Genomic DNA, 17,493 nt, shown 5'->3' with positions numbered 1-17,493 from the left:
GTACTATGGAAACACTTAAAGACACAATTATCAAACAAATTATACAAGACGGTTTAGATAATAGCATGAGCTATACTGAGTATAGAGAATTAGTTTCGACTTTAGTCGAAAAAAACGCTAATACAGGTCATGAAGTGACGGAGGCATTAGCTAACTATACCATGCTTAATAATAAGCGTATGAAGCGTTGGGATAAAACAATTAAGGTTGGTGAGGCTGTTTCAGATGCTATAAAACACAAGAGTATTAATCAAACTTGGATTATTATTACAGAAAGTTGGTGTGGAGACGCTGCACATGTAATGCCTGTAATTAATAAAATAGCAGCGCTTAATGATGGTATTGATTTTAGAGTGGTTTTAAGAGATCAAAACGAAACTTTAATGGACCAGTTTTTAACTAATGGTTCTAGGTCTATTGCTAAGCTAATATTGTTAGATGCGGACTCTAAAGAGGTTCTTGGGACTTACGGTCCTAGACCAAGTACAGCAACTGCTTTAGTAAATGACTATAAAGCGCAGCATGGTGGGGTAACACCAGAGTTTAAAGAAGAATTACAGCATTGGTACAATAAGGATAAAGGTCAAACAGTTATTGCAGATTTATTGCCTTTAATGGGGTAATTATACACTGTATTATTTATATAAAAAAGCCTCTCTTAATTTAAGAGAGGCTTTTTTATTAATACGTTTACTTACTAGCTATTTATACTATTTTCCTTTAAATTCAAAAGTTATAGATCCAATCTGTTTTGCTTTATTGGAGGTGTTAAATTTGGCTTCTTTTGCATATTGCAATGCATGTTCTTGCAAACATAAGTTGCTTGAAGTCGAAGCGTTATTGACGTAAGTGTCGATAACATTACCGCTTTTATTAACTATGATATTAATTACTATTTTACCTTCCGCATTACATAAATAGACAGGGATAGGTAATGAAACATCAGTACGGCCTTTTAAAGAAAAATACACACTACTATTTGTGTTTGCGACATTACTTTGTTTGGCACTTTTATTTTGAGATTGCTTATTTAGCACCTCATTTACGCTATTAAAACTAGTTAAGGTTTGTTCTGATATAACAGCGTTACCATTACTTTTTTCTGAAGAAGCATCATTTTTAGGACTGTTTTTGTATGTCTCTAGTTTAGGGTTTGTATAATCTTCAGGTGGTGCAATAGGTTTATAGGCTTGAGAATAATGTTTGTAGTTTTCTGACGTGTTATAGGCCTTATTAGTTGCTTTGGGATTGTTTTTTAATATAATGTCTTCAGGTTCATCAGGAATACTAACGTCTTCAATAACCTCTATTTGATATAGTGTTTCAGCTACAGCTGTACTTCTCTTATAAGCACCTATATTTAATACAGAAAGTACCAGGGTACCTGTAATTAATAAAGTTATAGCTAATGCTTTTTGAGAATTATTTAAAGTCATTAATGGCAAACTATTAAAATAACGGTTATGCTATTTAGTGATGTATATACGTTTATAAAACGCGAAAAGACTAGTGTTAGTCCTTTTTTGGGAGATTTTTAATAAAATCCTCAATGGATAATCCTTCTTTTACATCAAAGGCACCAATTTTTGTGCGTCGTAAAGCTGATAAGTGTCCTCCAGAATTTAACGCTTTTCCAAAATCGTTAGCTAAAGATCGTATATAGGTTCCTTTGCTACAAACAACTCTAAAATCTATATTTAAGCCATCAATGTTTGTGATTTCAAATGTTTCAATTGTAATTTTTCTGGACGGTATCTCTACGGTTTCGCCAGCTCGTGCATATTCGTATAAACGTTTCCCCTCTTTTTTTAATGCAGAAAAGATAGGTGGGAATTGGTCAATTTCTCCCGTAAACTGATTCGTTGTTTGGTGGATTAATTCCTCAGTAATATGTTCTGTTTCAAACGTATTATCAACCTCGGTCTCTAAATCGTAAGACGGTGTTGTGCTTCCTAAAACAATAGTTCCGGTATATTCTTTAATCTGACCTTGAAAAGTGTCTATTTGTTTTGTCATTTTACCCGTGCAAATGACTAGTAATCCTGTTGCTAACGGATCTAAAGTTCCGGCATGTCCAACTTTTATTTTTTTAATATTAAAAGCTTGACGGATTTCCCAACGTAATTTATTTACGGCTTGAAACGAAGTCCAATTTAAAGGTTTGTCTATTAATAATACTTGTCCAGCTTGGTAGTCGTCTCCAGTCATAACTTAATTTAAAATTGAAAATGATATAGCAATAACACCAACAATAGCGCAGTAAATAGCAAAATAAGATAACTTGCTTTTTTTAACTAGACTAATCATCCAAGTACAAGCAAATAAACCGGCTACAAATGCAGCAATAAAACCAGCAGATAATGCAGTTATATTTTGATTTTCAAAATTTAGATCACCACCTAAGATGTCTTTTGCTATTTTTCCAAAAATTAACGGAACAACCATTAAAAAGGAAAAACGAGCAGCTTTAGTTTTATCGTTTCCTAATAGTACAGATGTAGATATAGTAGCGCCACTTCTAGAAATACCCGGTAACATAGCAATTGCTTGAGATACACCTATTATAAAGGCATTTTTAAAAGAGACGTTTTTATTAGTGTTTTTGGCTTTGTCTGCAAAAAATAATAAGACAGCAGTAACTATAAGCATACAACCTACTAAAAGGATGTTTCCACCAAAAAGTTGCTCTAATTGTTCTTCAAAAAACAGACCGACTAATGCAGCCGGAATCATTGAGATTACAATTTTTGTTACAAATTTAGTGTCGTCATTCCATTTAAAAGATAAAAACCCTTTTATGATTTCTAAAATGTCTTTTCTGAAAATAACGATGGTACTTAATGCAGTTGCAAAATGAAGTATCACAGTAAATAGTAAGCTTTCTTCGGGGATACTAGTATCTCCTAAAATTGCTTTACCAATTTCTAAATGACCACTTGAAGATACAGGGAGAAACTCTGTTAGTCCTTGTATAATACCTAATATAATTGAATCTAAAATATCCATGTGGCAAAAGTATTAAAATACTATGACCAATTGATAATTTGAAGTTATAATTTATTGTTGAAAATAAAGTTTAAAATAGCAAGACTTACTTAGCCCTTTTTTGGTTTAGACAATATAGCATAGACCTGTATACCAAAGCCAATAATAACTAAAGCTGGCGCTAGACGTATACGTCTCCAGCTAAAAATAGCATCACTAAATACATTAGGATCATCACTACCCCCACCAGACATTAAAATAAAGCCTAAAGCAATTGTGCCTAAGCCAATAAACATGAATTTATAGTTGTGTTTACCAAAGATTGGTTGGGGGCTCACAATAATTTTATCGTTTTCAGTGTCTTGTCTCAAGGTCGTAATGTTGTTAATTTACTACAAATTTAAACTTTTTAATTTAAGTGTAAATAAATTTAGCTTGCTGTTTTTACTACTGTTTTATTTGTGCGTGTGACTTTGCTTGTAAATGTCTAGCATAAGACACAATAAAAGCAATAATAGAGACCATAAATATTAATACAAAATCGAATCGTTTCATAATCATTAGTTTTAGATTAAAAATTAATTAAAGTATTATTTGGTCAATAGCGATGTGTTTTTCGGTTAAGTAAATATAACGTGCTTAAGTGTGAAGTATTGTTAATGCTTTAGTTAAACTGTGTTAAATTAATACAGTTGGTCTGTATTTAGATTTAAAAAACGTTGTGTCGCAAAATGTGTGCTTATCCAAGTTATAATAATACCTAAGAAGAAAATTATTAAAAATAATCCGCCTATTAAAACTGGACTTTGGCGTAGGTTTAGCTCAGGAAACGCTTGATCTACATAAAAAACAATAAACCCTAAACCTAGTAATGCAATCACTGCACCTAGGACACCAAGTTTTATGCTTTTCCATACAAAAGGACGACGTATAAAGCGCTTAGTTGCACCTACCATTTGCATGGTTTTAATTGTAAATCGTTTGGCGTAAACAGATAATCTAATAGAGCTATTAATAAGTAGTACCGCAATTAAAGTAAAAATAGCACTTAGTAATAATACCCAGAAGCTTATTTTTTTAACGCGACTATTCATTAAGGTTACTAAGTCTTTGTCATATCTAACTTCTTCTACAAAACCTTTTTCTAAAGCAGTTTCTGCCAATTCTTCTAATTTATCAGCAGTAACAAAATCGGCTTTAAGATTAACATCAATATTATTCTGTAAAGGATTAAAGCCTAAAAACGCCATAAAATCTTCACCATTTTCAGCTTTCATAGATTCTGCTGCTTGCTCTTTAGAGATATATACAGTAGATTTTACGTAATCAGCTAGTGCTAAACTTTTTTCAAGTTGCTTGACTTCGATCTCTTTGGCATTGTCTTTTAAATAAATAGTAACCGTTACTTGCTCTTTAAACAAGTCGGCAACCTTTTTCGCGTTAAGCACTAAAAGCCCTAGTATACCTAGTAAAAATAATACTAAAGCAATACTTAATACGACTGAGAAGTAGGACGAAATTAATCTACGTTTTTGATATCTTTCAAAAGAAGAGCTCATAAATTGATGTTAGTTTATAATGTAAAAATATAAAAGAAAAATGAAACCTATTCATATAATCTATAATTACAACGTCAAACTTTTAATAGTCTTATAATAAGTTTAAATTTGTTGCTTAATAAAGCGGAAAAACACAAAAATGCAATACCATTTTAACGACATCGAAGCCAAATGGCAAAAATATTGGGCAGAAAACCAAACGTTTAAAGCCTCAAATAATAGCGACAAACCTAAATATTATGTTTTGGACATGTTTCCTTATCCATCTGGAGCGGGATTACACGTTGGACATCCATTAGGTTATATTGCTAGTGATATTTATGCACGTTACAAGCGCCATAAAGGTTTTAATGTTTTGCATCCACAAGGTTATGATAGCTTTGGTTTACCTGCAGAACAATATGCTATCCAAACGGGTCAGCATCCTGCAATTACAACAGAAACTAATATAAAAACCTACAGAAGACAATTAGATCAAATTGGTTTTTCTTTTGACTGGAGTCGTGAGGTCCGTACATCAACACCAGAATATTACAAATGGACACAATGGATTTTTATTCAACTATTTGAGTCTTGGTATAATAACGATTCTAATAAGGCTGAAGATATATCGACCTTAGTAGCTAAATTTTCTGCTGAAGGAAATGCTAATGTAAATGCTGTTTGTGATGATAATATCGAGTCTTTTTCTGCGGAACAATGGAACGCTTTTGATTCTAAAAAACAACAAGAAATACTATTACAATATAGACTAACGTATTTAGCTGAAACAGAAGTAAATTGGTGTCCTGCATTAGGAACGGTTTTAGCAAATGACGAAATAGTAAACGGAGTGTCAGAACGTGGTGGTCATCCTGTAATGCGTAAAAAAATGACGCAATGGAGTATGCGTATTTCTGCTTATGCAGAACGTTTGCTGCAAGGATTAGATACTATAGACTGGACAGACTCGCTTAAAGAAAGCCAACGTAATTGGATTGGAAAATCTGTTGGTGCATCAGTCACTTTTAATGTTATTCCAAATGTCACTCTGAGCGCAGTCGAAGAGTCTTTGAAAATTGATGTTTTTACAACAAGACCAGACACTATTTTTGGTGTAAGTTTTATGACATTGGCTCCAGAGCATGAGTTAGTGCAAACCATTACTACACCAGAACAAAAAGCGGAGGTTGAAGCTTATGTTTTAGCGACTGCAAAACGTAGCGAGCGCGATCGTATGGCAGATGTAAAGACCATTTCTGGTGCATTTACAGGCGCTTACGCAGAACATCCATTTAGTAAAGAGCCCATTCCAATTTGGATTGGAGATTATGTTTTAGCAGGTTACGGTACAGGAGCAGTAATGTCTGTCCCTTGTGGTGACCAACGTGATTACGACTTTGCAAAGCATTTTAATATCGCGATTCCAAATGTATTTGAAGGTGCTGATATTTCTGAAGAAGCTTTCGCCTCTAAGGATAATGTAGTTATTGCAAACAGTGATTTCCTTAACGGAATGAACTATAAAAAAGCATCAAAACGTGCTATTTACGATTTGGAGCAAATGGGGCAAGGTGAAGGGAAAACAAATTATAGATTACGTGATGCTGTGTTTTCTAGACAACGTTATTGGGGAGAACCTTTTCCTGTATACTACGTCAACGGGATGCCACAAATGATTGATAAAGCACATTTGCCAATTACATTGCCAGAAGTAGAAAAATATTTACCAACCGAAACAGGAGAGCCACCATTAGGTCGTGCAGATGTTTGGGCTTGGGATACCAATACAAATACGGTTGTACCAAATGTCAACCTGAGCGCAGTTGAAGGTGAGGATAACGGGATTTACCCTTTAGAACTAAACACCATGCCAGGTTGGGCAGGAAGCTCATGGTATTTCTTTAGTTATATGGAAGAAAAAGCCAAAAGAGGAGAAGACTTTGCTAGTCAAGATGCACTTAACTATTGGGAAAATGTAGATTTATATATAGGAGGTAGTGAGCATGCAACAGGACATTTATTATACTCTCGTTTTTGGACTAAGTTTTTAAAAGATAGAGCATTTGTTGGAGTAGATGAACCTTTCAAAAAATTGATCAATCAAGGAATGATACTTGGGACTAGTGCTTTTATATATCGTGAAGATGGTACAAATACTTACCTTTCTAAAGGTTTGGTTAAAGATAAAAAAGTTGCTCCAATTCATGTAAAAGTACAATACGTAAATGCTTCAGATGAATTAAATATAGAAGATTTAAAGAATGATGCCGAATTTGGAGCCGATTATAAAGATGCTGAATTCATTTTAGAAGATGGTGTTTATAAAGTCGGTCGGGAAGTCGAAAAAATGTCTAAATCCAAATATAATGTTGTTAGTCCAGATGCTATCTGCGAACAATATGGAGCAGATAGTTTACGTCTTTACGAAATGTTTTTAGGACCATTAGAACAAGCTAAACCTTGGAATACCGCAGGGATTACTGGTGTACATGGTTTCTTGAAAAAACTATGGAAGTTATACGTTGGAGAAGCTGGGTTAATTGTAAACGATGCATCGCCAACAAAAGACAACTTAAAAACGTTACATAAAACAATAAAAAAGGTACAGGAAGATATTGAGAATTTCTCTTTTAATACGTCTGTATCTACATTTATGATTGCTGTTAACGAGTTGACTGCGCAAAAATGTACAAGTAAAGCCATCTTAGAACCTTTATTGGTTTTATTATCGCCGTATGCACCACATATTACTGAAGAATTATTCAGTCAATTAGGTAACGAAGGATCAATTGCTACTGCACCATTTCCAATATTTGAGGCAAGTCATTTAGTAGAAAGCAGTAAGAATTATCCAATTTCGTTTAACGGAAAAATGCGTTTTACGTTAGAGTTGCCAATGGATATGTCTAAAGACGAAATTGAAAAAACAGTCATGGCTCATGAAAAAACAATTGCACAATTAGAAGGTCGTACTCCTAAAAAAGTAATTGTTGTTCCTGGTAAGATTGTAAATATTGTAGGGTAATTAGGAGGCAAACGTCATTGCGAGGCACGAAGCAATCTCATTATTGAGATAACTAATAATAAGACAAGTAAAAGTAATCAGGTCACGTCAGTTCGAGTGAAATGCTTTTTTAGCATTTTGTATCGAGAACTATTACTATAAGAACATCTCGATACAATTTGTTCGTGCCTCACAAACCACTCGATGTGACGTTATGTTTATCGTTATGTTAGCTTGGTCGTTTTGGTAAGTAACGAAGTTATATATCAAAGTTTATATTTGATTGAGTAGAACAAATTGAGTAGAACAAGATAATAGCCCCAAGAGTAATCAGGTCGCGTCAGTTCGAGTGAAATGTTTTTTTAGCATTTTGTATCGAGAACTAAAATAGTAACACAATTTCAAAATAATAAAAACCTACAAATCATGAAAAATATTAGTTTAGTTTTAGTCTTGTTTTTATGCTTAGCATGTAACAAAAAAGAAGAAGTAAAAGTTGTTGAAATCTCTTGCGGACAATGCCAATTTGGGTTAACATCGGAAGACGGTTGTAGTCTAGCAGTACGATTTGATGACAAGGCTTATTTTGTTGATGGAGCAGCTATCGATGATTTTGGTGATGCACATGCTGAAGGTACTGGTTTTTGCGAGGTGATTAGAAAAGCTGAGGTTACAGGTGCTGTGGTGGATGATCGTTTTCAAGCGACTGCTGTTAACATGTTAGATTAATTTTTTAAGGATTGCGTGTTGCTCTATATTATAAAAAAAGCATCTCGATACAATTTGTTCGTGCCTCACAAATCACTCGATGTGACGTTATGTTTATCGGTGTGTTAGTTGTTTTTTGTTATTGTTTCAATGATGTGCTATAGACTTTATAATGCTAAATAAACAAATCGTTGAGACACGTAAGAGTAAGCAGTTCTCGTCAGTTCGAGTGAAATGCGTTTTTAGCATTTTGTATCGAGAACTATTTTAAGGACATCTCGATACAATTTGCTCGTGCCTCACAAATCACTCGATGTGACGTTGTGTTTATCGGTGTGTTAGTTTGGTAGTTATTGTTTCTAACGATGTGCTTAGGCTTTAAAATGCTATATAAGTAGGGGAGTAAGACACGCAAGAGTAAGCAGTTCTCGTCAGTTCGAGTGAAATGCGTTTTTAGCATTTTGTATCGAGAACTATTTTAAGGACATCTCGATACAATTTGCTCGTGCCTCACAAATCACTCTATGTGACGTTATGTTTATCGATGTGTTAGTTTGGTAGTTATTGTTTCTAACGATGTGCTTAGGCTTTAAAATGCTATATAAGTAATGAGACACGTAAGGGTAAGCAGTTCTCGTCAGTTCGAGTGAAATGCTTTTGTGGCATTTTGTGTCGAGAACTATTTTAAGGGCATCTGGGTACAATTTGCTCGTACCTCACAAATTACTCGATGTGACGTTGTGTTTGTCTAAGTTTAAATTGCGTAAAGCGATTTAATATTTTAAAAAATATACCAAATAGTATAAGATAATGATAGAGAGGTAATAGTCTTTATTAAAAACAAAAAAAAACGCTTGCAGCAATGCAAGCGTTTTTTTGTTTCTATTTTAATTAATAGTGTCTTATTCTTTTTCTAAGTCCAATTCGTCTTCGTCATTTACTTCAACCTTAGGTTCTGGTTTTGGTAACGTTTTAAAATACGTTTCAAAAGCTTTGAAGTCGTAAGGTTTTTTGATTATTTTTTTGTCTTTATCTAAAACAAAATAACTTGGCGTTGCTTTTACGTTATAGTTGTCTCCAATTGGGTTGTCCCATTTTCCTTCACCAAATACATGATAAAATTCAGGAAACTTGTAAGTCATATCCTTCCATCTGTAACGGTCTTCATCTAAAGCAATAGCAATAACTTTTAATTGTCCTTTATCTAATGTTTTAACTAGTTTATGTAATTCTGGAATTTCGTCTAAACAATGAGAACACGTTGTACTCCAGAAAACAACTAAGTAGTTGTTAGCTTCGTCTAAATCATGCATTTTTTTAGCGGTAGCAGCACCTTCTTCATCATAAATAATGATTTCAAAATCTTGTCCTACATTTCCAACGGATGCATTTTTAAAATATGTTAGTTCTTTTACTAATTCATTATCATTAGTTTGCCTAGCAATATCTAATAGGTAAGTGTTTGCAATGTGGTTAGCTACAGGCTCAATTTCTTCTACTGCAAATTGGTTCCATAAAATTTCTAATATGATTTTCTTTACTTTACTATTGTTACCAATAGCTTTTTCTACCGTATTGATATTGTTGATATAGGATACATTTTTATCATCGTTATCAATAAAATTGAATACGTAATTTAAAGTCGCTTCAATTAAGAAGTTTGAATTTTGAAGTACTGGATTTCCAAAATTGATATGGCTGAAATAAGCTTTTTTAGCATTCTCAGTAAATGTTTTAGCATCAATTAATTGTTGAGGTGCGTAAGGTTGACTAGCAGTAATAAAATTAAGTACTAGTTTGCCTTCTGCTGCTTTTTCAAATTCTGTTTGTGTATTTAAAAGTATTTGGATGATCTTTTTGAAATCCTTTTCTTTTTTCCCACCTGAACCATAAAATGTATTTAAGCTTTGTCCGATCATAGACATGCTGTTATTATAAGAGGTCCAAAGTTTGTTTTCTTCAGACGTTACAAATTCTACACCTTTATCTAAATCAAAAGTCAACTCGATATCTTCATTGTTATAAAGAAAATCAAAGTTGTATTCGTCTTGAGGTTGCGCGTATACAATACGGTAAGTTCCTGGTGCTTGTGTCTTTTTTAATTCAAAAACAAAGCTTCCGTCTTCTGCAATATCTGCATTGTCTACAAAAATTGAAGTGTCAGCAGTTACTTGGTACAGGAATGCAAACTTAAACTGCTCAGCTGGAGTAAATGTTCCTTTTATTGTGTTTTGTGCAACTATAAAACTAGGCACTATAGCTAATAAAAAAAGTATTTTTTTATACATTATTAATGGGTTTTCTATTATGATTTCAAAAACTATTCCAAAATTGGTTTTAAAGCATTTAATGCCTTTTTTACAGATTTGATGTTGTCAAAGGTAAGTAATAATCGCAAACCATTTCTAGTCTGCTTCTCTTTCATTTTACATGATTTTGGATGCGTTTGCACGTATTTTAGAAGCTTAGTAAAATTAGGACTCTGGTAAAAACTACTTTGTTGGTCATTTATAAAGTAGCTAATTAACTTGCCTTGTTTCATTATTACTTTTTCCATACCTAATTTAGTTGCGATCCATTTAATGCGGACACTATCAATTAAGTCTATAACCTGAATTGGTAATTCTCCAAAACGGTCTAAAAGCTGCTTTTCAAATTCGGCTAATTCAGCCTCAGTTTTAAAGTTGTTTAGTTGCGTGTAAAGGTTTAGACGCTCTGCGATGTTATTTACATAATCATCAGGGAAAAGTAGTTCAAAGTCTGTATCTATGGTAATATCCTTTACATATTCTTTGTTTTCTAAAGGCTCGTTATATAAATCTTTAAATTCATTTTCTTTAAGTTCTTCAATTGCTTCATTTAATATTTTTTGATACGTATCAAAACCAATCTCGTTTATAAATCCACTTTGTTCTCCTCCTAGTAAATCTCCTGCGCCACGTATTTCTAAATCTTTCATGGCAATATTAAATCCGCTACCTAGTTCTGTAAATTGTTCTAAAGCTTGGATACGTTTTCTGGCATCGTCGGTCATTGCCGAGTATTCTGGTGTTATAAAATAACAAAAGGCTTTTTTGTTGCTACGCCCAACACGTCCACGCATTTGGTGTAAGTCACTTAGCCCAAAATTATTGGCGTTATTAATAAAAATGGTATTTGCATTTGGTACATCCAGTCCACTTTCTATAATAGTTGTACTAACTAAAACGTCAAATTCTCCATCCATAAAACCAAGCATTAAACTTTCTAGTTTTTTACCTTCTAATTGTCCATGTCCAATACCTATTTTGGCATCAGGAACCAATCGTTGAATCATACCGGCAACTTCTTTAATGTTCTCGATACGATTATGAATAAAAAAGATTTGTCCACCACGCTCAATCTCATAGCTTACAGCATCTCTAATGGCTTCTTCTGTAAATCGTATAACATTACTTTCTATTGGGTAACGGTTTGGCGGAGGTGTTGTGATAACGGATAAATCTCTTGCGGCCATTAAACTAAACTGTAATGTTCTAGGTATTGGTGTTGCTGTAAGTGTTAGTACGTCTACGTTGTCTTTTAATGTTTTTAGTTTTTCTTTTACTGCGACTCCAAACTTTTGCTCTTCGTCAACAATTAAAAGTCCTAAATCTTTGAATTTTACATTTTTACTTGCAAGTTGGTGTGTTCCGATAATAATATCAACGTGCCCTTTTTCTAGCTTTTCTAAAGTTTCTTTTTTCTGTTTAGCTGTTCTAAAACGGTTGACATAATCTACAGTTACTGGAAGGTCTTTTAAACGTTCTGTAAATGTTTTGTGATGCTGAAATGCCAAAATGGTTGTAGGTACTAATACGGCTACTTGTTTACCATTATCTACTGCTTTAAAGGCTGCACGTATGGCAACTTCTGTTTTTCCGAAACCAACATCTCCACAAATAAGACGGTCCATTGGACGCTCACTCTCCATGTCTACTTTTATGTCCGCAGTTGCAGTTATTTGATCAGGTGTGTCTTCATACAAGAATGACGCTTCCAATTCGTGTTGTAAATAGCTATCGGGTTTATATTGATATCCTTTTTCTAGTTTACGTTTAGCATATAGTTTGATAAGATTAAATGCGACGTGTTTTACTCTAGATTTAGTCTTTTCTTTAAGTACTTTCCATGCTTTACTACCTAATTTATAGACTTTAGGTGGTTTACCATCTTTACCATTAAATTTGGTTATTTTGTGCAAGGAATGGATGCTTAAATATAATACGTCGCGTTCTCCGTATACTAATTTTATAGCTTCTTGTTTTTTACCTTCTACATCTATTTTTTGAAGTCCACCAAATTTTCCTATTCCGTGATCGATGTGTGTAACATAATCTCCAATATCTAAATTGGTTAGATCTTTAAGAGTAATGGCTTGTTTTTTAGCATAACCATTTTTAACATGAAACTTGTGGTAGCGTTCAAAAATTTGATGATCTGTATAGACTACAATTTTATTGTCATGATCTACAAAACCTTGGTATAATGAAAGTGTCACCGTTTGATAATGTACATTTTGATCTACGTCATCAAAGATGTCATGAAAACGTTTGGCTTGCTGCTCACTAACGCAAGCGATATAATTGGTGTAATCGTTATTATGATTACTGTTTAAATTGTCTATTAATAAATTGAATTGTTTATTAAAAGTAGGTTGTGGCGAGGTGTTATGTACAATTGTTTCTGTTGGATTAAAAACAGGAGACGAACCAAATTCCACTATTGTAAAATCTAATAATTGTTTTTTTAGTTCTGCTGCATTACAGAATAACTCTGATGGTTTAGCGTGTTTTATATCTTGATTAAGTTTTACAAAAGCTGTAATGGCTTTGTCAAAAAAGTCGTCTACACGGTCAAAAGTTAAATCAAAGTTTTTACCAAAGACTACTGTTTTTTGAGCGATGTAGTTTAAAAAACTTTGTCTGGACTCGTCCATTAACTTATTGGCCACATTTGGTATGACGCTAATTTTTTTTATTTGCTCCGTGGATAATTGTGTTTCTACGTCAAAAGTCCTGATACTATCAACTTCGTCCCCAAAAAACTCTATACGGTAAGGCTCATCATGGCTAAAAGAAAAGACATCTACAATTCCTCCACGTACAGAAAACTCGCCAGGTTCTGTTACAAAATCGACACGTTTAAATTTGTAGTCAAAAAGAATTTCGTTTACAAAGTCTATAGACAGGCTATCATTTACATTTATTTTTAATGTGTTACGTTCTAACTCTTTTCTGGTGACTACTTTTTCAAATAAGGCATCAGGATAGGTTACAATTATTGCAGGTTTTTTGCGCGAGTTGATTCTGTTTAGTACTTCTGCACGCAGTAATACATTGGCATTATCGGTTTCTTCTATTTGATAAGGTCTACGGTAACTACCTGGGTAAAACAGGACGTCTGTTTTATTAATTAGCTGTTCTAGATCGTTTAGGTAAAATGCGGCTTCCTCTTTATCATTAAAAATAAGTAAAAACGGGAGTTGTGTATTTTTAAAAGTTTGAGTGATTATGTAGGATAGGGAAGAGCCTACTAATCCTTTTAAATGCGTTTTACTTTGGGTTTGGGATATAGCAGTTTGCAGTTTTTGCAATTGCAAAGACTGTAAATAGGTCTGCGAGATTAAGGTTTTACTCACTTAACTTTAGTTTGTGCAAATATAAGCATTGCATAAATTAATAGCTTTTAGATTTACAAATTTTAACTTTTATACGTCTATATTAGTTAACGCGTTAAGGATGGAGTGGTCTGTCTGAGCTCCTCGCAGAGAGCGAGCCACGAGAGCCTGGTTTTTTGCACCTAATAAAAAGGTGCAAAATAAACGCCCAAAAAAAGAAACTTTTAATTTTAAAAGGTGTGCGGTTTAACTATATTTGCAGTCTAAAATTAAACATAAAAGTATGTCATTTTCAGATTTATTCGATAGTGGGTTTAAAAAGCGTAATGAGGATCATTTTGCTGCAATTGTGCGTGTAGCCATGAGTGATGGTGTGATTAGTGAGGCTGAGAAAGCGTTTTTAGATCGTTTAGCACGTAATTTAGATATTAGCGAAGAAGAATATAAGCAGATATTGGTTGACTATAAAGAGCACCCAATTAACCCTCCAACATCTTACGATCAGCGTTTAGAACGTTTATACGATTTGTCAAGAATGGTTTGGGCTGATCATATTGAAGGACCAAAGCAAACTGCTATTTTAGAGCGTTTGTGTGTTGGTTTAGGATTTAAATCTAGTAATGCACAGTATGTGACGCATAAAGCGTTAGAGTTGGTGCATGAAGGTGTTGATTTAGATACTTTTACTGATGAGATTAAAACAATGAACAGATAATAAGATTCTGTTTTATAGTTATAAAAAAAAAGCGAACTTTTCAGTTCGCTTTTTTTTATTTTAAGTATTCTTCAATTTTTGATATTAAAGCTTCTTCGTCAAATGGTTTTTTAATGACATCATTAATACCGGCTTTTTTATAACGTTTTAAATCGTCTTTAAAAACTCTAGCGGTTAATGCTATTACGGGCACTTTTTTATGCTCGCGTTCTGGCATTTGTCTTATTAGCTTAGTGATCTCGTCACCGTAACTATTTGGTAATTTAATATCCATTAAGACTAAATCAAACTCAGAATTTTCTATTCTTGGTATCACGTCTTCTCCTCTGGTTACTATGTCTAAGAAGTAATTACCTTTAGAGGCTAGTATTTTAAGAATTGATAGTTGTGTGATTTCAGAATCTTCTACTAATAAGATGCTGTATTTTTTGTCAGATTTTGGTTTTGAAACGGTTTCTTTCTTTTTCTTTTTAATTTTGTAGTTAAAGTCTAACTTAAAATTAATGTTAGTGGAAAACGTACTACCTTCTCCGGGTGTAGAGTCTACATTTATCACACTGTTTGATAAGCTTACTAAATGTTTTGAGATAGCTAATCCTAAACCTGCACCTTTATTATGTACTTGACTACTGTTTATTTGAGAAAAACTAGTAAAGATATCTTCTAGATGATCTTTTTCCATACCAATTCCGGTATCTTTTATCTGAAAATGAACGTTTGCTTTTTGTGCTCTTATTTGGTTAAGTGATACATTAAAAGTAACGGTTCCTACTTCTGTAAATTTAATAGCGTTTTCTAATAGGTTGCTTAGTACTTGTCTTAAACGTAGCGTGTCACCACCTACTATTGCGGGAAGGTTGTCGTTAAAATTAGTTATTAATTCTATTCCTTTTTGTTGTGCTTTTACTTTAAATACTTTTTCTATATCTTCTAGTAGCTCTCTTAAGTTAAAAGGATTAATTACTAATTCTAGTCGTCCTGCTTCAATTTTAGAAATGTCTAAAATATCTTCTATTAATTGTTTTAAATAGTTAGAAGAGGAGTCTATTACTTTTAGGTAATTAAGTTGCTCTACATTTAAGTTAGTCTTTTTTAGTATATCAGAAAAGGTTAGTATACCTGTTAATGGGTCTCTTAACTCATGGCTAAAATTAGCAATAAATGCGTTTTTAAAGGCTTCTTTTTCTTGTAGATAATTATTTTTTAACTCTAGTATTTGCGAGTTTATAACGGACTCATTTCTTACTTGAGCTGTAGTTTGGTAATTATTATAATGTATTGTCAAGTCTAAAATGACAATCATTGGTAATTGTTTTCCATCAAATGTTTTAACAATAATATCTGTTATTATTGTTTCATTTTTAGGATTAGTTAGATGTATACAAGAAAAGACGTGTGTTTGGTCTATGTCTTGTAATGCGCTGTGTACACTTTCAAAAAACGGGTGAACGTTTGCTATATTTTGACCAACTAAATCTTTAAAAATGATATCGTCAGATTCTTTTACGATTCCGTCAAAATCAACAATTATATATTGATTTACAGATTGCGAGTATTCTTTTTTATATTTTTCTAACATTATTTAGTGGCGTCTTTAATTAAAGCTTGCGCTAAATTAGAAAAAACATCTTCAACATTTTTCCCTGACTTGGCACTTGTGTAAAAATCGACAAAACGTCCAAAAACATCCTTGTTTTGTTTAATAAAGTCGTTTGTAACTAAATCTTTCTTGTTTCCAATAACACGTAATGGTATTTTTGGGTAACGATCTGTAATATAATCTAGATCAAACTCTAACTTCTCATACGTAGCTGGTCTAGTCATGTCAAAAACATAAATAAAACCATTAGTACCCATAAGGTAAGATGCTCTGGTATTAGTAATGTCGTCATTACCTTCTAAATCCCAAATTACTAGTGTGATGTCATCGTTAGTTTTTGGCAGATTTACTTCTTTTTTTAAGACGTGTACCCCAATGGTTACTTTGTAGTCTTCACTAAAGGTGTCTTCTACAAATCGTCTAATTAATGAAGATTTACCTACACCAAAGTGACCTATTAAAACTATTTTTTTAGATATTTTCATTGTCAAAGTAATCTTTTAGTTTAGTGCTGAAAACCTCACTATCGTTTAAATCTGTTTTGTTTATTATATTCTGAGCAAAGTCAAGAAGTTTATCTTCAAGCTTGCTTCTGTAGGTAGCAGTAAATGCCCCGGAAATGGCTACTGCAATGTAGTATTTTGAGAAGTTTTGTAAATGTATATGGTAGTTTTCATACTCTATATATTCTAAATTTTGTACGTCTGTAGTAAACGCATCTTCTGCAAAACTTTTAATAGCTGTTAGCATACCAGCAACGGTATCTTGATCTATATTTTCGGTTTTTGAATATTCAGAAACTATTAAGCCAGAACCGCTTTCAATAACCATTATTTGTTCAATTTTTGACTTAAATTGATCTTGAATCAATAAGTCGCCTTCCGATACACCTGATTTTTTAGACCTAAACTTTCGCATAAACCCTTTAAAAGAAAAGGTGCTGCTTAAGCTTTTGTTTATGTTTTCTGAAAGTATTTGAATCTCTTTCTGCACATATTTTTTAATCATTTTACCCATAATTGGATATAATGCTTCAACTACTGCGTCTTGAGAGTTTTTAATTTCTTCTTTAAGTGCTTCTGTAATTGTAGGTCCTAATGTTGAGGGCATTTCTTTTACAAACTGTTTTAGTTTTTGCTCAAGAATGGGGTCAATATGTTTTGATAAATTATTATGTTCAGTGATTAAATCTTCAAGCGCTTTAATCTTGTCTTCTAATCCTGAAGCATACTCATGCTCATCTTGAAGCAAGATGTCTTTGAGTATTTTTAATTTATCGTCTTGATTCATGCGTAAATCAAG

General features: G+C 33.0%; 14 protein-coding genes. 4 read left to right on the top strand and 10 right to left on the bottom strand.

What is annotated here, in order from left to right; genetic code table 11:
• Positions 1–5 precede the first annotated feature (5 nt).
• On the top strand, positions 6–623 hold the full coding sequence (locus BMZ09_RS05495) for a thioredoxin family protein (RefSeq protein ID WP_090838264.1): 618 nt from the start codon (positions 6–8) through the stop codon (positions 621–623).
• 87 nt (positions 624–710) lie between these two features.
• On the opposite strand, the gene BMZ09_RS05490 is transcribed toward BMZ09_RS05495, so the two are convergent.
• The 5 genes from BMZ09_RS05490 to BMZ09_RS05470 form a co-directional block, all read right to left on the bottom strand.
• Positions 711–1,436 (bottom strand): hypothetical protein, encoded by a 726-nt coding sequence (locus BMZ09_RS05490; RefSeq protein ID WP_090838263.1) that lies wholly within the window; start codon positions 1,434–1,436, stop codon positions 711–713.
• 76 nt (positions 1,437–1,512) lie between these two features.
• Positions 1,513–2,208, bottom strand: coding sequence for a tRNA pseudouridine(55) synthase TruB (truB, locus tag BMZ09_RS05485; RefSeq protein ID WP_090838261.1), 696 nt, complete (start codon positions 2,206–2,208; stop codon positions 1,513–1,515).
• 3 nt (positions 2,209–2,211) lie between these two features.
• Entirely contained in the window at positions 2,212–3,006 is a 795-nt protein-coding gene (locus BMZ09_RS05480; protein WP_090838259.1) for an undecaprenyl-diphosphate phosphatase, read from the bottom strand.
• Between the two features lie 89 nt (positions 3,007–3,095).
• Positions 3,096–3,323, bottom strand: coding sequence for a DUF3098 domain-containing protein (locus BMZ09_RS05475; RefSeq protein ID WP_262496853.1), 228 nt, complete (start codon positions 3,321–3,323; stop codon positions 3,096–3,098).
• A 345-nt stretch (positions 3,324–3,668) separates the two neighbouring features.
• Positions 3,669–4,544 (bottom strand): cell division protein FtsX, encoded by an 876-nt coding sequence (locus tag BMZ09_RS05470; RefSeq protein ID WP_090838257.1) that lies wholly within the window; start codon positions 4,542–4,544, stop codon positions 3,669–3,671.
• Positions 4,545–4,683: 139 nt separating this feature from the next.
• On the opposite strand from BMZ09_RS05470, the gene leuS reads away from it, so the two are divergent.
• Both leuS and BMZ09_RS05460 read left to right on the top strand, forming a co-directional pair.
• Entirely contained in the window at positions 4,684–7,551 is a 2,868-nt protein-coding gene (leuS, locus tag BMZ09_RS05465) for a leucine--tRNA ligase (protein ID WP_090838255.1), read from the top strand.
• Between the two features lie 405 nt (positions 7,552–7,956).
• Positions 7,957–8,259, top strand: a complete 303-nt coding sequence (locus tag BMZ09_RS05460) for a DUF6370 family protein (RefSeq protein ID WP_090838253.1) — start codon at positions 7,957–7,959, stop codon at positions 8,257–8,259.
• Positions 8,260–9,140: 881 nt separating this feature from the next.
• Here the strand turns inward: BMZ09_RS05460 and BMZ09_RS05455 are convergent.
• Together BMZ09_RS05455 and mfd are read right to left on the bottom strand one after the other, a co-directional pair.
• Complete coding sequence (locus BMZ09_RS05455) at positions 9,141–10,526, bottom strand: TlpA family protein disulfide reductase (protein ID WP_090838251.1); 1,386 nt, start codon at positions 10,524–10,526, stop codon at positions 9,141–9,143.
• 32 nt (positions 10,527–10,558) lie between these two features.
• Positions 10,559–13,897, bottom strand: a complete 3,339-nt coding sequence (mfd, locus tag BMZ09_RS05450; RefSeq protein ID WP_090838249.1) for a transcription-repair coupling factor — start codon at positions 13,895–13,897, stop codon at positions 10,559–10,561.
• A gap of 262 nt (positions 13,898–14,159) precedes the next feature.
• On the opposite strand from mfd, the gene BMZ09_RS05445 reads away from it, so the two are divergent.
• Positions 14,160–14,591 carry a tellurite resistance TerB family protein gene (locus BMZ09_RS05445; RefSeq protein ID WP_090838247.1) on the top strand — a complete coding sequence of 144 codons (432 nt, stop codon included), beginning with the start codon at positions 14,160–14,162 and terminating at the stop codon, positions 14,589–14,591.
• Positions 14,592–14,646: 55 nt separating this feature from the next.
• Here BMZ09_RS05445 and BMZ09_RS05440 read toward each other — a convergent pair whose 3' ends face one another.
• The 3 genes from BMZ09_RS05440 to BMZ09_RS05430 are packed head-to-tail and all read right to left on the bottom strand — an operon-like array spanning position 14,647 to position 17,481.
• Entirely contained in the window at positions 14,647–16,170 is a 1,524-nt protein-coding gene (locus BMZ09_RS05440) for an ATP-binding protein (RefSeq protein WP_090838245.1), read from the bottom strand.
• Positions 16,170–16,676, bottom strand: coding sequence for a Rab family GTPase (locus tag BMZ09_RS05435; RefSeq protein ID WP_090838243.1), 507 nt, complete (start codon positions 16,674–16,676; stop codon positions 16,170–16,172). The genes BMZ09_RS05440 and BMZ09_RS05435 overlap by 1 nt, the downstream gene beginning before the upstream one ends.
• On the bottom strand, positions 16,663–17,481 hold the full coding sequence (locus BMZ09_RS05430; RefSeq protein WP_090838241.1) for a cell envelope biogenesis protein OmpA: 819 nt from the start codon (positions 17,479–17,481) through the stop codon (positions 16,663–16,665). Before BMZ09_RS05430 ends, BMZ09_RS05435 begins: the two co-directional genes overlap by 14 nt.
• Positions 17,482–17,493 lie beyond the last annotated feature (12 nt).

This window comes from Olleya namhaensis (assembly GCF_900114005.1).
GTDB classification, from domain to species: Bacteria; Bacteroidota; Bacteroidia; order Flavobacteriales; family Flavobacteriaceae; genus Olleya; species Olleya namhaensis.
Note: the sequence above shows the minus strand (reverse complement) of the source record. Positions and strands in the feature narration are given on the sequence as shown.

Bases quoted from the DNA above. Each gene is read 5' to 3' on its own strand.
- BMZ09_RS05455 (WP_090838251.1), bottom strand. From the start codon at position 10,526: ATGTATAAAAAAATACTTTTTTTATTAGCTATAGTGCCTAGTTTTATA.
- BMZ09_RS05435 (WP_090838243.1), bottom strand. From the start codon at position 16,676: ATGAAAATATCTAAAAAAATAGTTTTAATAGGTCACTTTGGTGTAGGT.
- BMZ09_RS05460 (WP_090838253.1), top strand. From the start codon at position 7,957: ATGAAAAATATTAGTTTAGTTTTAGTCTTGTTTTTATGCTTAGCATGT.
- BMZ09_RS05430 (WP_090838241.1), bottom strand. From the start codon at position 17,481: ATGAATCAAGACGATAAATTAAAAATACTCAAAGACATCTTGCTTCAA.
- BMZ09_RS05480 (WP_090838259.1), bottom strand. From the start codon at position 3,006: ATGGATATTTTAGATTCAATTATATTAGGTATTATACAAGGACTAACA.
- leuS (WP_090838255.1), top strand. From the start codon at position 4,684: ATGCAATACCATTTTAACGACATCGAAGCCAAATGGCAAAAATATTGG.
- truB (WP_090838261.1), bottom strand. From the start codon at position 2,208: ATGACTGGAGACGACTACCAAGCTGGACAAGTATTATTAATAGACAAA.
- BMZ09_RS05490 (WP_090838263.1), bottom strand. From the start codon at position 1,436: ATGACTTTAAATAATTCTCAAAAAGCATTAGCTATAACTTTATTAATT.
- BMZ09_RS05445 (WP_090838247.1), top strand. From the start codon at position 14,160: ATGTCATTTTCAGATTTATTCGATAGTGGGTTTAAAAAGCGTAATGAG.
- BMZ09_RS05495 (WP_090838264.1), top strand. From the start codon at position 6: ATGGAAACACTTAAAGACACAATTATCAAACAAATTATACAAGACGGT.
- BMZ09_RS05470 (WP_090838257.1), bottom strand. From the start codon at position 4,544: ATGAGCTCTTCTTTTGAAAGATATCAAAAACGTAGATTAATTTCGTCC.
- BMZ09_RS05440 (WP_090838245.1), bottom strand. From the start codon at position 16,170: ATGTTAGAAAAATATAAAAAAGAATACTCGCAATCTGTAAATCAATAT.